The 17,130-nt window shown below is 46.1% G+C and carries 14 protein-coding genes and 2 tRNA genes; 2 read left to right on the top strand and 14 right to left on the bottom strand.

Annotated elements, in window-relative coordinates:
• Positions 1-19 precede the first annotated feature (19 nt).
• Positions 20-1,003 carry a TlpA disulfide reductase family protein gene (locus tag DWX33_RS15265; protein WP_122380627.1) on the bottom strand — a complete coding sequence of 328 codons (984 nt, stop codon included), beginning with the start codon at positions 1,001-1,003 and terminating at the stop codon, positions 20-22.
• A gap of 20 nt (positions 1,004-1,023) precedes the next feature.
• On the bottom strand, positions 1,024-1,800 hold the full coding sequence (locus DWX33_RS15260; protein WP_122380626.1) for an EFR1 family ferrodoxin: 777 nt from the start codon (positions 1,798-1,800) through the stop codon (positions 1,024-1,026).
• A gap of 87 nt (positions 1,801-1,887) precedes the next feature.
• Between DWX33_RS15260 and DWX33_RS15255 the strand changes: the two genes are divergently transcribed.
• Positions 1,888-2,151, top strand: a complete 264-nt coding sequence (locus tag DWX33_RS15255) for a hypothetical protein (protein WP_122368708.1) — start codon at positions 1,888-1,890, stop codon at positions 2,149-2,151.
• A gap of 172 nt (positions 2,152-2,323) precedes the next feature.
• On the opposite strand, the gene DWX33_RS15250 is transcribed toward DWX33_RS15255, so the two are convergent.
• From DWX33_RS15250 to DWX33_RS15235, 4 genes are read right to left on the bottom strand one after another with little or no spacing between them, the layout of a single operon-like run.
• Positions 2,324-3,598 carry a TolC family protein gene (locus tag DWX33_RS15250; protein WP_122380625.1) on the bottom strand — a complete coding sequence of 425 codons (1,275 nt, stop codon included), beginning with the start codon at positions 3,596-3,598 and terminating at the stop codon, positions 2,324-2,326.
• Between the two features lie 28 nt (positions 3,599-3,626).
• Positions 3,627-6,740 (bottom strand): efflux RND transporter permease subunit, encoded by a 3,114-nt coding sequence (locus tag DWX33_RS15245; protein WP_122380624.1) that lies wholly within the window; start codon positions 6,738-6,740, stop codon positions 3,627-3,629.
• Positions 6,741-6,746: 6 nt separating this feature from the next.
• A complete protein-coding gene (locus DWX33_RS15240; protein WP_005865868.1) occupies positions 6,747-7,856 on the bottom strand; it encodes an efflux RND transporter periplasmic adaptor subunit in 1,110 nt (369 codons plus the stop codon).
• 48 nt (positions 7,857-7,904) lie between these two features.
• Positions 7,905-8,264, bottom strand: coding sequence for a hypothetical protein (locus tag DWX33_RS15235; RefSeq protein WP_005861714.1), 360 nt, complete (start codon positions 8,262-8,264; stop codon positions 7,905-7,907).
• Between the two features lie 128 nt (positions 8,265-8,392).
• Here DWX33_RS15235 and DWX33_RS15230 point away from each other — a divergent pair, with 128 nt between their 5' ends.
• A complete protein-coding gene (locus tag DWX33_RS15230) occupies positions 8,393-9,940 on the top strand; it encodes a M28 family metallopeptidase (protein WP_122380623.1) in 1,548 nt (515 codons plus the stop codon).
• A gap of 141 nt (positions 9,941-10,081) precedes the next feature.
• Here the strand turns inward: DWX33_RS15230 and DWX33_RS15225 are convergent.
• From DWX33_RS15225 to panD, 8 genes are all read right to left on the bottom strand, one after another.
• A tRNA-His gene (locus DWX33_RS15225) sits at positions 10,082-10,155 on the bottom strand.
• Positions 10,156-10,247: 92 nt separating this feature from the next.
• A tRNA-His gene (locus DWX33_RS15220) sits at positions 10,248-10,321 on the bottom strand.
• 98 nt (positions 10,322-10,419) lie between these two features.
• Positions 10,420-11,316, bottom strand: coding sequence for a bifunctional methylenetetrahydrofolate dehydrogenase/methenyltetrahydrofolate cyclohydrolase FolD (folD, locus tag DWX33_RS15215; RefSeq protein ID WP_122380622.1), 897 nt, complete (start codon positions 11,314-11,316; stop codon positions 10,420-10,422).
• Between the two features lie 22 nt (positions 11,317-11,338).
• Positions 11,339-12,676, bottom strand: a complete 1,338-nt coding sequence (ffh, locus tag DWX33_RS15210; RefSeq protein WP_005861632.1) for a signal recognition particle protein — start codon at positions 12,674-12,676, stop codon at positions 11,339-11,341.
• 101 nt (positions 12,677-12,777) lie between these two features.
• Positions 12,778-14,688 (bottom strand): heavy metal translocating P-type ATPase, encoded by a 1,911-nt coding sequence (locus DWX33_RS15205; RefSeq protein WP_048928018.1) that lies wholly within the window; start codon positions 14,686-14,688, stop codon positions 12,778-12,780.
• A gap of 80 nt (positions 14,689-14,768) precedes the next feature.
• Positions 14,769-15,206: a Fur family transcriptional regulator gene (locus DWX33_RS15200; RefSeq protein ID WP_005865860.1), complete on the bottom strand. Its 438-nt coding sequence runs from the start codon at positions 15,204-15,206 to the stop codon at positions 14,769-14,771.
• A gap of 143 nt (positions 15,207-15,349) precedes the next feature.
• Entirely contained in the window at positions 15,350-16,672 is a 1,323-nt protein-coding gene (locus DWX33_RS15195) for an MATE family efflux transporter (RefSeq protein ID WP_122380621.1), read from the bottom strand.
• Between the two features lie 98 nt (positions 16,673-16,770).
• Positions 16,771-17,121 (bottom strand): aspartate 1-decarboxylase, encoded by a 351-nt coding sequence (gene panD, locus DWX33_RS15190; protein WP_005861624.1) that lies wholly within the window; start codon positions 17,119-17,121, stop codon positions 16,771-16,773.
• Between the last annotated feature and the right edge of the window lie 9 nt (positions 17,122-17,130).

Below are 17,130 nucleotides of genomic sequence, written 5' to 3'. Positions count from 1 at the left end.
GCTTTGCAGTAACGTATCCTTATTTAATCACTTCCTTCAAGGTATTCTGTAAGTCTTCTCCAGTGATATTCTTGGCGATGATCACCCCATTCGGATCCAATAACACATTTGCCGGAATACCCCGTACCCCATAAAGAGCAGGGATCTCAGAATCCCAATATTTCAAGTCGGAAACGTGAGTCCAAGTCAGATGATCGTCTGCGATCGCTTTCTGCCATTTAGCCTTATCCTTGTCCAAGGATATACCTACGATCGTAAAGTTCTTATCCTTATATTGCTGGAAGGCATTTACCACGTTAGGGTTTTCCTTGCGACACGGGGGACACCAAGAGGCCCAAAAATCCAATAACACATATTTTCCCCTAAAGTCCGACAAAGACACAGAAACTCCTGCAGTATCCGGCAAGGAGAACTCCGGAGCGACTTGTCCGATCTGTACGTGTTCTAATTGCTTGATAATACCGTCCAAGTCCTTCACATAAGGACTATTCGCCAATGCCGGGGAAATCTTCGCACGAGTCGCCTTCAAATCATCCAAAGATAATTGGTAGGTAAAATAACGATATAGATAGAACGCCGCCGCCGGAGAATTCGGATATTTCGAAATCAAACTGTCAATATCATACCCTTCCTCAAATACCTTCTCCGCATTTTCTTGAAAGACATCATTCACCGGCGAGTTCCGTACGGTGATGGTCTCCCCGTCATTCCCGATCTTGACATTCATATCCGTATTCTCCAAGAAAAGTTGAACCGGATAGTTCATGCTCTCGGTTGCCAAACCGAATAGTAAAGGCTGATCTACCGCACCCTTAAAGGTGAATTTCCCGTCTTTTACCTCTGCCGTATCCACATCAAAGAACATTTTATTACGGAATGACTTCAAGTAAATTTTACCGTCGGGCATATTCTCTACCTCACCATTGATAACATATCCTTTTGGAACTTCTTGGCAACCAACCACCAAAAGGCCGGCAAGCGCCATCATACAAAATTGCTTCATTTCTCTATTCTATTTATTGATTACTTAAACTCTGGGTGATGATAACGTCCCTTTTTCAACGAGATCATCCCATATTCTATCGCACGCACCGGACAACGATGAATACAGGCAACGCACTGAACGCAAGTATCAGCCCATTCCGGTTTTCCGTCACCCGACAGGGAAATCGTACCGGTCGGACAAACCTTCGCACAGATACCGCAAGAGATACAGGTATCCGTAGCATAAAATCGGTTGCTGCCTATCGCAAAGTGAGTAAATAACGGATAGACCATATAGCTCTTCAAAAGAGGGACACTTCCCGCACAATACAAAGAGGGATTTTTCTTCTGCCGGATCGCCTCTACGATCTCGTCTACACGTTCCGGTGCTTTTTCCAGTTTTTCAGTCTCTACCTTCTTACTATCCACGTCGAAGCCGGGCATTAAGATATAATTATTCGGCATTTGTATAGAGAATCCTCCAGTTAGTGTAATTCCCCGTCTCGCCAAGGTATTCCTCATGATCCGATCCGTATATCCACAATCATCACCACAAGTACAGACGAAATAAACCTCTTGCCCTTTATAGCCAGATAGGATCAATCGGGAAATAAAACGGGACACCAATACAGCCGGCCCCCAAGAATGGACAGGAAACACAAAAAACACTTTCTCCCTCTCCCTCAATGGATAAACATTCTCATCCTTACCCTCATTCAACGCATCGGCAATGGAAACCAACGGCTCATCGAAAGCCGTTCCTAACGCTTCCGCAACCCAACGGGAGTTTCCTGTCCCTGTAAAGTAGAATATCATGCGCTCATTTTTTAGATGCAAAAATACATAATATCCAAATACATACGCTATCTTTGTCTAGTTTAAGAAACCTAAAAAACAAATCTTATGACAACGATGGAATTAAATTTACGGAAAGAATATCTCTATGACTTGATAAAAGGCATGGATGAGGAAAGATTATCGAAAGTGGAGACCTATATAAAACGTCTATGCCTTGCCAAGCAAAAGGAGGGCCTTTATCCTTGGGCACCAGACGAGGCTGAATTAACTTGTAAGATAGCTGAATCTGAAGTAGATTTCAACAATGGGGATTATTGTACGCAAAAAGCGCTGAAGAAAAAACTACAAAAAAAGTTGGCTTCATGGTAAAATAAATCCAATGGTCTAAACATGCAGAAGAATCATTTACTGAAATATCAGATATTCGATACTAGGCAATTACCGGATAAACTGATGGATTTATTCAGATAAAATAACAAGGGATAGAAATGTAAGCGTCTTACAATTTATCCCTTGTTACTTTTCTGAATTATAGCGCAAATCAAATCTCAATATCCCAAATACCCGCCGAACGTTCTAATTCGACCAAGGCTGAGCTGTAATTAAACAGCGTCTCAATATACTGAGCTTGTACTTCATCGTAAGTACGCTGGGCGTCCAAGACTTCCAACAAAGAGACTTCCCCCCTATTATAGCTGTAAATCTTGCCATCCATCACCTCACGAGCTTGCCTTAAAAGCCCATCCTCATAATGATTAACTTGCTCGGCGAAAGATTGATAATTACGATATGCCTGCATCACCTCCGTCTGTACTTGCAAAAGAGCCTGCTTATATTGCGCTTCCGCCTGTTGCTCCCGATAACGAGCGGCACGAACCGTTCCCTTATTGAAATTAGAGAATTTCAAAGGAACAGTGATACCTGCCGTCACTCCGGTAAAAGGAGGTGCCGGGGCTTCCTCATTATAAACCCGGGCGTTACGGCTTACGGCGATAGACAAATCCACATCCGTATTCCGCTCCCGGCGAGCTACTTTCAAGGCTCTAGCGGCCACTTCCTTGTTTTTTAAGGCGGCTACCAAATCCGTACGCCCCTCGCTTGCCGCCGTTATTAAGTCGGCAAGGATAAAATCCCGAGGCTCCGTACGTAACTCAGCCTCTGGGTGAAATAAAGTATCCGTACTGAAAGTCCCCGTCAAGAAGTTTAAGTTCGAGAAAGCATTCTTTAATTCCGCTCCGGCTTGCAACAACTCGTTTCGTAAGACCCCGGCCTCTACCCGGCTCTGCGTAGCATCCACCTCACGGATTTGCCCCAATGAGAAACGGATACTGTCGCTCTCCGCCAATGTCCGGATATTCTCATAGGCATTCTCCTTTACCTTATACAACTCATGTTGCTTCAAGGCTTCCATATAAGCAATCGTAGCGTCTGCCCGGAGATTCCGGAAATAATCGGCCAACAAAGCCTCGGTCAACTCACTCTCGCTACGTGCCAATGAGATATTCGCACCCCGTTTTCCAAAAGAGAAAGTTTTGCTCAGTTCTACTTCAACACCTTCTCCCATTTGCAAGGAATTATTCTCATTATTGAAATAAGACACGGAAAGGTTCGGATCGTTAAACACCTTTGCCACCGTTACCTCAGCCTTAGCGGCCGGCACATTCAATTTCTCCGACGCATACTCAAGGTTGCCTTCCGCAACCCGCTCCATATATTGCCGATACGTAAGCGGAACCATGGTCTGGGCATTCGCGGATAAGCATCCGCAGAGTAACGACAGGATTATATATTTCTTCATATCTTCTAATCTAAACATAGTATATCTTTTTAATTCCACCTCCGGATTAAGCGTGCAGCTCTTTTTCCTCCGATACCGGCGTCAAATCCTTCCCCTCATAATGTTTCTCGATCATATAGTATAAAGCGGGAAGTACATAAAGCGTAATAACCGTAGCAAATAAAAGCCCGTAAACGATTACCGTAGCCAAGGGACGCTGCACGTCCGAACCGATACCTGTACTAACAGAGGCAGGAAGCAATCCCAAGACCGCAACCGTAGCCGTCATCAAGATCGGACGGAAACGGTGCTTAGTTCCCGTTATCACCGCATCTTTCAAATCTCGTTCCCTTGTACGTAAGTTATTGATATGGGAAATCATGATCACGCCATTTTGGATAGCGACACCGACCAAGGCAATAAAACCAACCGCCGAGGAAACATTCAATGTCATTCCCCGCACATTCAACGCCAACATACCACCAAACAAAGCCAAGGGAACGACACTCATCATCAAAGCCGCCTGCCGGAATTTACCGCAAGCCGCAAACAACAGAAGCAGCATCAGTCCCAACGCCAAAGGAACCACAGCCCCCAAACGGGCATACGCACGATGCTGGTTCTCGAACTGTCCGGCCCATTTCAAATGCACGGAATCATGATCGTATTTCACCTCTTTATCAATCAACGCATTCGCCTTATTCAAGAACGCTGTCAAGTCCACGCCACGTAAATTAACCCGTACCGTCAAGTGCCGCTTATTCATCTCACGGGTAATCGTACTGGCACCGGTTGTCATCTTAATCTCCGCTACTTGCGAAAGAGGAATCTTCGTACCGGAACCGGTAGTCAGCAATAGATTACCGATACGTTCGGGAGAATTGCGGCTAGCGTCATCGAAACGACAAATCACGTCATAACTTTTATTTCCGACAAATATCTGGGAAATAGAGGCTCCACCGATCGCTAACTCAATCAAATCAGCCACATCCGACACGTTCAAGCCATACTGGGCGATACGGGCACGATCCGCGATAATCTGCAATTGCGGCAACGGAGGCTCTTGATCTACCGCTACGTCGGCAGCACCCGGTATTTCCTTCAACACATTAGCGACTTGATCTGCGATATGGCGACTTTCCGTAATATCATCGCTATAGATCTTCAACGCCAAATCACTATGAGCCCCGGCGATCTGATCCATCACCATATCGATGATCGGCTGTGAAAAACCGACCGAGTAGCCGGGCATAGTCTCCAACTTAGCTGCCATCTCCTCGATCAAATCCGCTTTCGTCTTACCGAACTCCCATGTACTATAGGGCTTCAATCCCACGCCACACTCCACATGGGAGAGTGAGAACGCTTCCGCCCCCTCATCATCGCGACCTACTTGGGTCATTACATATGAGACTTCCTTAAACTCTTTCAAAGTCTTCCGAAGCTCCGCCCCCATCTCCTTAGATTTCTCAATGGAAATACCCGGAGGAAGCTGTACCTGTATCCAGATCGCCCCCTCATCCAACGGAGGCAAGAAGTCTTTTCCTACGGTATAACTTAAAATCCCCGCTCCCAGCAATATCGCCAGTAACGGTACAATAACCCGTCTTGGCTTCTCCATCAATCGGGCAATTTGTGAATGATAAGCCGTGGAAAGTTTCTCCAACCAACGATTATGGTAAATCTTTCCCGGCTTACGATACGCATAAAAGGCCAATCCCGGAATCAAGAACAAGGCCACGCACAAAGCGCCCAGCAAAGCATACCCTACGGTATAAGCCATCGGCGTAAACAATTTCTTCTCAATATGCTCAAAAGCGAACAAAGGAAGATAGGCCGTTATAATAATTAATGTAGAGAAAAAGATCGGGCGAGCCACCTCAGTCGTACGGCGCAAGATCGAATCTTCCGTCAATACCTCATCCGGATGCCGTTCCCTTTTCTTCAAGACCGTCTCCATCATCACGATCGCTCCGTCTACCAAAATACCGAAGTCTATAGCGCCTAGGGAAAGTAGGTTCGCAGGAATATTCGTAACATGCATCAAGATAAAGGCAATCAATAGAGACAAGGGAATAGTTAAAGCCACCAACAAAGCGCCACGCCAACTCCCCAAGAATAAGATCAGTACTAAGACGACCAGTACCATACCCTCGAACAACGTATGCGATACGGTATCCAAAGTCGTATTAACCAAATCCGTACGATCCATAAACGGATGGATACGGGTTCCCTCGGGAAGTGTCTCGTTATTTAGTTCGTCTACCGCCTTATGCACATCATCCAACACCCGGGACGGATTCTCCCCCCTGAGCATTTGCACGATACCTTCCACGCCATCGGAGTAATCACGGGTATCGTCCGTAAAACCTAAAACGCCCTTACGCTCCAAGTTTCCGTATTTCAGTTTACCGATATCATTCAAGTAGACCGGGACACCATTCACGGTCTTGATCACGATATGTCCCAAGTCTTCCAAGTCCTTAACCAGACCGATTCCACGGATCACATAACTCAAATCCCCCCGGCTTAACATACTACCACCGGCGTTCACGTTATTCTTCTCTATCTTTTCCGTAATATCCCCTAAGGTAATGTCATATTGCTCCATCTTATAAGGGTTCACCTCGATCTGATATTGGGTAGTGATACCGCCGTAATTACTTACATCCGCTACACCCGTAACCTGTTTCAGTCTCGGAATAATTACCCATTTATGCAAATCGGTCAACTCCCTCAAATCCAAACGGTCACTTTCCACCACATAACGAAAGATCTCTCCCGTCGGCGAAGTCAAAGGATTTAAGCCGGGAACCGCATTATAAGGAAGCTCCACGTCTACCAACCGCTCTTGTACACGTTGCCGGGCCCAATAATCCTCAATACCATCATCAAAAACCAATACGACCGTAGATAAACCAAACGTATTCTTGCTACGCATTACGTTTAGTCCCGGCAGACCATTCATAGCCCGCTCGATCGGAATACTGATTTGTTGCTCGATCTCCTCGGCGGCCAATCCGGGAACCTGCGTCACGACTTGCACGGTGGTATCGGCGATATCCGGATAAGCATCTATCGCCAACCGCGTCCAAGAATAATAACCAACGATCGCTAAGAACAGAAATAACACGAACATCAGTCCTCGCCGATGTATCGCCAAGTAAATAATCCTTTTCATAATCCGTTAGCGTGCGTCAAGTAAATAAAACGCTCCCGTAGCTACGATCTCGTCACCTACGTTCAAGCCGGATAAAACCACCGTCTTGCCATCTTCAGTAAGGCCGGTCTCGATCTTTTGTTTCCGGTAATCGTTATTCCCCAATTCCACCAATACGTACATATTCTCCTCTTCCTGCAAGATAGCGGAAGTAGGTATACGAATCACCTCCGCCTCACGGTCGCTCAACTTGACCGTGCCGTACATCTCCGGTTTCATCAAACGGGTACTGTTATCGCACTCGATCAAGACCTCCACCGAACGGGTATCGGGGTCCAGCATCTCGCTGATATGATAAATCTTTCCCGATATCGGTTTATCCGGCATGGCTACCAACCGAATTTCCACCTCATCCAAAGCCTGTATTAAACTCAAATCCTTCTCTTTTACATGGGCGACCACCCATACCTTTCTCAAATCGGCGATGACAGCTACAGGCTCGGCGTCCTCTTTCATATATTGCCCGATTACGATCCGATCTTTCACGACCTCACCGGCTATAGGCGAGCGAACGATCAATGGTTGCCCCAAAGCCATTTCATCCGGATTAATCTGAAAGACTTTCAATGCGGCTACCATATTCTCATAGTCTTTTTTCTTTAACTCGTAATTCACCTCGGCCTCTTCCAATTCCTTTTGGACACCAACCTTGTTTTTCATCAAGTCTTTCTCCCGATTCAAGCTTTTCAAAGCCAGTTCCATCTCTTGGCGAGCTTGGTAATAAGATTTCCCCGCCTCATAAACAGCGGGAGCGCTAATTTCGAAGATCGGACTACCCGGGGCCACTTTTTGCCCTAAGCGAACGAACGATTTCGTAATTCGCCCGCTTACCGGTGAAGCCACCTCCGCGTAATTAGAAGGAATCGCCTGTACGACCCCCGAGGTGGTAAACTCCATACGGTAAGGTTCCCGTTTAACCGTTTCCTTTGTCAACTTGGATAAAACAGGAGATTCGGAACCGATATGTATAATATCCCCTTTGAGTGTTACGGCATGCGCAGACTCATCCTCTTGCTTTTGGGTATGGCAAGAGCATAGTACTATCGCTGGAAGCAATAGTAAAAATATAGATTTCATATAAGATGCGTAAAATGTTTAGTATAAAAAGTGATTCTAATGCTTGATTCAAATTACTATACCAAACGAGGGAGGCGCACGGGATTCACCACGCCGCACAAGACGCAAGACAACCTCTTTCTTTAGAAAGACGAGCACTACCATCAAAAGCGCCCAAGCCATAACCAAAGGTAAGTACGGAATTAACTCCATACACAATTCGGTCAGCTCTTCAATCGTATTAAACGCTACCGTACTATGCTCATGATGAGGCAAGCCATCGGCTCCCGGCAGATAGGGATGAGAGTGAGTGATACTATAGTTTAGGAAATGATGCGTATGGGTAAAGGCCGTGCCACCCACGTAGTAACTCATAAAGAGTACTACCAAGAGGGGTCTTAACCACTTCAAGCTACGCATTGTTTTCATTCGCCATCTGTTTACTCCGCAAAGTTATAAAAGAAACTGCCATTTCATTTGCAATAAGTCAAAATTTATTCCTTTATTTGCATACACTGAATAATAAACAGTCATATCAATGAAATAAACACTACTTTATGAGAAAAATCTTACTTGTTTGTGCGGCATTAGCCTGCATGACAGTCTCCCCTGTACCAGCTCAGGACGCTGCCGTAAAAAAAATCATCGAGATGGGTCAGAACGATAATCAAGTGATGCATCAGCTGGATATCCTTACAAACCGCTTTGGCGGACGTTTAATAGGTTCCGACGCTTATGAGAACGCCGCCGAGTGGATGGTGCGTGAGTTTAAGAGTTGGGGACTCGATGTCCAATTAGAAGAGGCCGGTACCGTCCCTGTCGGCTTTAATCGAGGACCTTGGTTCGGACGCTTGTTGAGCGACAACGGAATGATCCTGCATTTCGCCACCCCTTCCTACACTTCCGGAACGAAAGGCGTGCAACGTGGGCATGCGGTGATGGAGCCTCGTAACGACGAGGAGTTCCAGCAAATCAAAGGAAGATTGAATGGTGCTTGGGTTCTTATCTCAGGGAAAAATGTAGGTTGGCCTATCGACCGCTCCGCCTCGGGAGATTCCATCCGTGCGGAGATCAAGAAAGAGAACAACGAGATCATGAAGAAAAACAATGATCTAAGACGCCGCAACTGGGAAAACGGGGAGAAAAACGAGATGTTGCCTTATAAAGAATTCCCCGGATTATATTATAAGGAAATGTGCGAGGCCGGAGCTTTAGGTTTTATCCAATCCTCCACCGTACCTATCCGTGCGTTATACGACCGGAAAATGATGAACGACCCGAATACGAACTTCGACAATCTGCCGGAACTTCCGGATATCAAATTAGACGAGCATCAATTCGCGATCATCGAACAAATGGTGAAAGAGAGACGTACATTCGAACTAGAGTTCGATATTCGTAATCATTTTAAATTAGGCCCGGTTAAATACCATAATGTCGTAGCGTCTATCAAAGGCAGCAAATACCCGGACGAATATGTTATTATCAGCGGTCACCTAGATGCTTTCGACGTGGCTACCGGAGGCATCGATTGCGGTACTGGAATCGGACCGATGATGGAAGCCGCTCGCATGATCGCCAAATCCGGAGCCAAGCCTAAGCGCACGATCTTATTTATCGGATTCGCCGGTGAGGAATTTGGCTTATTAGGAGCACAAGCTTGGGTGAAAACGCATAAGGATAAATTACCCAAAATCGCTAATTTGTTCAATCGTGACGGTGGTCCGGAACCTCCTGTCGGTATCTCCGTCCCTCAAGCCATGTATGATGATTTCGTGAAGATCAGCGAACCCATCCAAAAAATCCGTCCGGACTATCCTTTCGAGGTAAAAGTTCGTGAACCCCGTAAACGCCCGACACGCATGGGGGGAACAGACGCATCAGTTTTCGCCATCGAAGGTGTCCCCACATTAGGTTTCACCACAGAGGATTTCAAAGGATATGATTTTGATTACGGCGAAATCTGGCATACGGAACGGGATTTATACACAAAGAACATCCCCGAATACCAAGAACATACGGCTACGGTTACCGCTATCATAGCCCTCGGTGTAGCGAATCTGGATAAGCAATTATCAAGAGAAGGTTTATATACCGAAGAGTAGGTCAGCACGATCGCTATTATAAGGAGTTTACAATGCCTATTGTAAGCTCCTTATGATGGGCATCATAAAAGACTTACAATGCCCATTATAAGAAATAGAAAAAGGATATGCCCTAATAGACATATCCTTTTCTCATTCTAGGGTGAAAGATGGGGCTCGAACCCACGACCCTCGGAACCACAATCCGATGCTCTAACCAACTGAGCTACTCTCACCATATAAAAAAACCTTTCATTCTTCACAGACGCCTTGGTTCATAAAACCTTGTTTTATTCATAACAAGATTTTTATCTAAAAAACCACAATGGGTGAAAGATGGGGCTCGAACCCACGACCCTCGGAACCACAATCCGATGCTCTAACCAACTGAGCTACTCTCACCATATCCGCCTTTCAAAGGATTCCCCCTTTAAGACGGCGCAAAGATAGGTATAAATTCTGATTACACAAACCTTTTGCGAACTTTTTTATCCATCCACTTACTTATAGATCGCTTTCTTTCCCGCTAACAATGTGTTACGCATCAAAGAAATGATTGTCATAGGCCCTACGCCACCCGGAACCGGAGTGATATAGGAACATTTAGGAGCGACCTCGTTAAACAAGACATCTCCCGTTAACTTAAATCCGCTCTTGGTTACGCTGCTTGGCATACGGGTTGTTCCCACGTCAACGATCACGGCGCCTTCCTTCACCATATCCCCTTTCAAGAATTCAGGAACACCTAAAGCCACGATAATAATATCAGCAGACAAGCACATCTCCTTCAAGTTCTTAGAACGGCTATGGCATACGGTCACCGTACAATCGCCCGGATAAGATTTCTGCATCATCAAGGTAGCCATCGGCTTGCCGACAATATTGCTGCGTCCCAAAACCACGCAATGCTTTCCTTGCGTCTCGATATGATAACGCTTCAATAATTCCAAGATACCGGCAGGCGTAGCCGATACGAAACAAGGCAAACCGATAGACATACGTCCCACGTTAATCGGATGGAAACCGTCCACGTCTTTACGATAATCGATCGCCTCAATCACCTTCTGCTCGGATATATGTTTCGGAAGCGGAAGCTGTACGATAAAGCCATCCACATCCGGATCATTATTTAACTCATCGACCTTACGAAGCAATTCTTCCTCCGTAACATCCTCCTCAAAGCGAATTAAGGTAGACTTAAAACCAATCTCCTGACAAGTCTTGACTTTACTAGCCACATAAGCCTCGCTACCACCGTCATGGCCCACCAAAATAGCAGCCAAGTGAGGGATCTTACCTCCGGCAGCCTTGATCTGGGCTACCTCCTCAGCCATCTCCTTCTTCATCTGAGCGGAAACGGCCTTACCATCCAGCAATTGATAATGTTGTTCTTCCATATTATTGATTGTCTCCTGTTAATTAACGTCTGAACGAAGGCTTCATCGAAGGTAGCTTCATCTTACCCGACTTCGCGGAAGTAAGCATACGCATCATCTTACGGGTCTCATCAAATTGCTTGATCAGCTTGTTCACCTCTTGGATGCTCGTACCGCTACCTTTAGCGATACGCTGACGGCGTGAGCCATTCAAGATAGCCGGGTTGCTGCGCTCATCCGGAGTCATCGAATAAATGATAGCCTCGATACTCTTGAACGCGTTATCATCGATATCCACATCTTTCAATGCCTTTCCTACACCCGGGATCATGGATGCCAACTCTTTCAAGTTACCCATCTTCTTGATCTGTTGGATCTGGGAGATAAAGTCGTTAAAATCGAACTGGTTCTTAGCGATCTTCTTCTGCAAACGTTTCGCTTCTTCCTCGTCATATTGCTCTTGCGCACGTTCCACCAAAGACACGATATCACCCATGCCTAAGATTCGATCCGCCATACGTTCAGGGTGGAAAATATCCAAGGCATCCATCTTCTCGCCCGTACCGACAAACTTAATCGGCTTATCAACAACCGTACGGATCGACAAAGCGGCACCACCACGGGTATCACCATCCAACTTCGTAAGTACGACGCCGTCGAAGTTCAGCCGCTCATTAAATTCCCTCGCGGTATTCACGGCATCCTGACCCGTCATGGCATCTACCACGAACAAGGTCTCATCCGGCTGGATAGCGCTCTTGATAGCGGCGATCTCGTTCATCATCTGCTCATCGATAGCCAAACGACCGGCGGTATCCACGATCACGACGTCATTGCCTTTAGCCCGTGCCTCGCGGATAGCGTTCATAGCGATCTCCACCGGATTCTTATTCTCCAATTCCATGTATACCGGAACACCTACCTGCTCTCCGACTACACGCAACTGCTCGATAGCTGCCGGACGATACACGTCGCAAGCGGCTAATAATGGTTTCTTATTTTTCTTGGTCTTTAATAAAGACGCTAGTTTACCAGTGAAAGTAGTCTTACCCGAACCTTGCAAACCGGACATCAATATAATGGCGGGATTTCCCTGCAAATTCACGTCGACTGCCGTACCTCCCATCAAGCTGGCCAACTCATCGTGAACAATCTTAACCATCAACTGACTAGGCTTAACCGATGTAAGCACGTTCTGTCCTAAAGCCTTCTCTTTTACCGTATCCGTAAAACTCTTGGCAACCTTATAATTGACGTCGGCATCCAACAACGCTTTACGCACATCCTTCAATGTTTCCGCCACATTGATCTCGGTAATCTTGCCTTCGCCCTTCAACAGTTTAAACGATCTGTCTAACCTTTCGCTTAAGTTCTCAAACATAATTCGTATGTGTATTTATATTATTTTCTACTGGATTAAGGGGCAAAGGTACGAAAAAGAGATGAGTATGCGATGAAAGCGATCTCGAAATTCTTCACTTCTCAACGTTTTAGTATACGGATCGAATTAAGAACCGCCAGCAAAGATACGCCTACATCCGCGAAAACAGCTTCCCAAAGCGTGGCAAAACCGAAGGCTCCCGCCACAAGGACTATCACCTTCACGCCAATAGATCCCACGATATTCTGACGGACGATATTCCGGGTAGCACGTCCGATAGAAATAGCTTCCGCTACTTTAGAGGGCTGGTCCGTTTGGATAACCACGTCCGCGCTCTCGATGGCCGCATCCGATCCCAATCCACCCATCGCAATACCGACATCACTTAAAGCCAGTACCGGCGCATCGTTCATCCCATCGCCCACAAAGGCAACCGACTTATCCGGCTCCGCCGTTAATCGCTCTATATAAGCGGCTTTATCCTCCGGCAGCAGATTACCATACGCTTTATCGACACCCAAACGCTCAGCGAATTGATTCACGATCTCTTGCTTATCCCCGGACAACAAGCAAATATCTTTAACATCCAGATCCTTTAACCGACGAATCGCATCCACGGCATCCTTCTTCAAGGTATCCGAAAGGAGAAGATGCCCCGCATATTTCCCATCGATCGCACAAACCACCACGGTAGAAACACTATCGGATAATTCCTTCGGGACAGGAATATCACGTTCGGCCAATAAACGAATGTTACCGACAAGCACCTGCCGACCGTTCACGATAGCCTCGACACCATGCCCTGCCAATTCCCGCATGTCAGTGATTTCCATCGGCACGCTATCTTGTTTTTCCGCATAGCGAACTACAGCCTGCGCTACCGGATGGGTACTTTTCCGCTCTACTGATAACAAAATACTCAAAAGATCAGAAACCGGGATCTCCGTGCTTTCCACCGTTGTGACCTCAAAACGCCCGGTAGTCAATGTACCGGTCTTATCGAACGCTACCGTATTTACCCGTGTGATCGCATCTAAATAATTACCGCCCTTAAATAATATCCCGGCACGAGAAGCGGCGCCTATACCACCGAAATACCCGAGCGGAACACTTATAACCAAGGCACAAGGACAAGAAATAACCAAGAAAACCAATCCCCTATATAACCAATCCAAGAAAACATACTGGAAAGAAGGCGTCACCATCCCTACCAAGGCTGGAACCGACACGATTAGAAACGACAGAAGAATCACGATTGGGGTATAAATCCGTGCGAAACGCCGAATAAACAATTCCGCCGGCGCTTTCCGCTCCGAGGCATCTTTCACCAAAGCCAAAATACGGGCCAAGGCACTTTGCTCGTACGGCCGATTCACTTGTATACGTACCGCCTGTCCCTGCGCAATCATTCCGGCAAGCACCTCCTCACCCTCACAGATAGAACGAGGCATACTTTCCCCAGTTAATGCCGAAGTATCGAACTGTGCCTCGGCTTCCAATAAAACGCCATCCAAAGGCACACGTCCGCCGGGCTTCACCTCGATCCGCTCGCCTACTTTCACATCCTTCGGAGATACATTCATATATGTACCCGTCCGCCATACATCCGTTCGTTCCGGCCGGACATCTAATAAGTCACTGATATTCTTCGAAGCTTTATTCACGGCTAGAAGTTGCAACCTCTCTCCTACCGTATAGAAAAGCATCACGGCTACGGCCTCGGGATACTCCCCAATACAAAACGCCCCGATCGAGGCGATCGCCATTAACGAGAACTCACTAAAAAAGTCTTTCCGCAAAGCCGCTTCCCAAGCTTCTCGCATAACAGGAAGTCCTACCGGCAAAAAAGCGACCAGAAACCAAATAGCCTCTATCCAAGACTCAGCAAACCAACTTATCCCCGAGTACTTCCCGATAAGTCCTATCACCAACAAAACGAAAGAAACCGTCGGCATCCATAAACCGGAACTTCCGTGCGAATGGCAATGTTCACATCCACATGTTGTACTCATAATCTTATCTATTTTAATTATTTACTTCTTGATTACGGTACAAAGGTAAGAGAAGGGAGTTGCAACTTGATTGCAAATTATCAGGGTTTCTGAAAACGTCGCTTATTACACAATGGGCAAACACCCTTTACCGTATAATTAATGGTATCCATTATATATCCTTCCGGCAATTGAGCGACCGGGATCTTGATATTATTTAAACAAGAGGTTTTACGGCATACCTCGCAGAAAAAATGAATATGCCTATCACCCACTGGGCATGTCTCCGAACGGCTCTGGCATATCTCATATTTTATAGAGCCACTACCATCTTCGAAAGAATGGATCGCATGATGTTCCAATAACAAGGCCAATGAACGGGAAATGGTCGATTTATCCAACGTCTCCAACTCCGCCTCCAATTCGAACAGGGAAGCCGGGCTGGTTCGTTCTGATAATTTTTGCAAGACAAGGATCCGTGCGGCAGTAGGCCGTACTCCTTTTCCTACCAACATATCTTCACATTGCTTCGTGGACATGAGTTACCTTTCTTATTTGATTACAATACAAAAATACGAACAATTTCCCAATATTCACAGTTCAAAAAAACACGTACATGTTTTTCAGAATTCACGTACGTGTTTTCGAAAAAAGACGTACGTGTTTTTTTCCCCTCATATACTTATATTCTCTTATTTTGCCAAGAGGCTTTCTTTAAATAGATTACGCTAGCGACGAGCAATCCACTATAGTAAATAGCCTCTGTCAAGAAGCATACGGCTACCGACAAACGCAAACGTATCCCCGCGACATATACAAAAAGCACATACAGAATCAATACCGCCGCTTCCATAAAAAGCGCAGAACGTGTATTTCCCGTACCCGACACCCCGTTGAACGCCACATTAGCTACCGATCCGATCAATAAAGAACCGACAATCACGTAGACGGATGGAACCGAGGCCGCCACTAATGAAGCGTCATTCGTATAAACAGACACGACCCATCCCGGCATCAAACTGACAATAGCGGCAAACACGACCATAATGCCCAACGATAACTTACAGATCTTCCAGATAGTCGGTATAACTTGATTGATCGCTCCCGCCCCGATACTATTACTCACGAACGTGTTTGTCGTGGTCGCCAAGGAATTAACGGGAATCAACATCACGACGTAAATACTACGTACGATATTCGCCACCGCCAACTCCCGTTGCCCCAAATGCTCCACAGCGATAAAGAACATAAACCAAGTAGCGATAGACAAGAAATATTGCAGCATCGTGAACACAGAAATATCCAGCACCCGTTTCAACAAGCCAAAATCGAAAGAACGAATCTGGTTAAGCGCATATTTACGTATATCTACGGTAAGTCTCGTGTAAACCACGAAAAAGAGAATCGATACCGCCTCGGCTATGACGGAAGCGATAGCCGCCCCTTGAATACCCATCTTTGGGAATCCGGCATGTCCGAAAATCAAAAGATAATCCAGTAAGACATTCGTCATTGCCATCAAGACAGCGTTCAATGTCAACACCTTTGTACGGGTAATACCTATAAAAAGAGCCCGGAACATCACGTTCACGAAAGAGAAGAAGAAGCCAAACACACGCCAATCCAAAAATTCCTCCGTGGCATTCAAGATAGCGTCCGAAGAAATCAATACACGCATCACGTCTCCCGCAAAAAAACGAGAAAACAAGAACAATATAGCAGCCAGCGACAATAGGAAGAAAACGCCTTGTATCATGACAGGCCCTATCTGGTCATAACGTCCCTCTCCGTTTCTACGGCCAATCATGATTTGAGATCCCGTACTAAAACCAAAGGCGATCGTAAAAGCGCAGATATAATAAAGTCCTCCCATAGCGGAAGCCCCCAACTCGACTTCACCAACCCTACCTAGAAAAGCCGTATCAGTCACGTTTATCACGTTTTGCGCCAACAAGCTCAAAAAGATCGGGTAGCTAACATTCCATATATTCCTGTTCGTGTACATAACTCGCTTATTACTTAAATTTATGAAGATAAAAAAAGCCCGCCGCATCCCGACGAGCTTTTCTTATGATTAGAGATCTCTACAAAGCCTAGCGTCTGCTATATCAACTTATTTGTCGCCGTATCGGGAAATACCACGGAAGGCTTGAATGTTTTCGCCTCCTCGAAATCCATCATGGCATACGACATAACGATTATAATATCTCCGGGTTGAGCCTTACGGGCAGCCGCTCCGTTCAAGCAAACCACTCCCGAGCCACGTTCGCCCTTGATAATATACGTCTCAAAACGTTCTCCGTTATTATTATTCACGATCGAGACCTTCTCGTTCGCGATCAAATTAGCGGCGTCCAACAAATCCTCGTCGATAGTGATGCTACCGATATAGTTTAAGTTAGCTTCCGTTACCGTTACCCGGTGAATTTTTGACTTTACTACCTCTATAAACATGTATGACTT

The sequence above is a fragment of the Parabacteroides sp. AF19-14 genome (genome assembly GCF_003635485.1).
Classification (GTDB): domain Bacteria; phylum Bacteroidota; class Bacteroidia; order Bacteroidales; family Tannerellaceae; genus Parabacteroides; species Parabacteroides distasonis.
The sequence above is the reverse complement of the archived record's forward strand: the minus strand, read 5'-3'. Positions and strand labels throughout refer to the sequence as shown.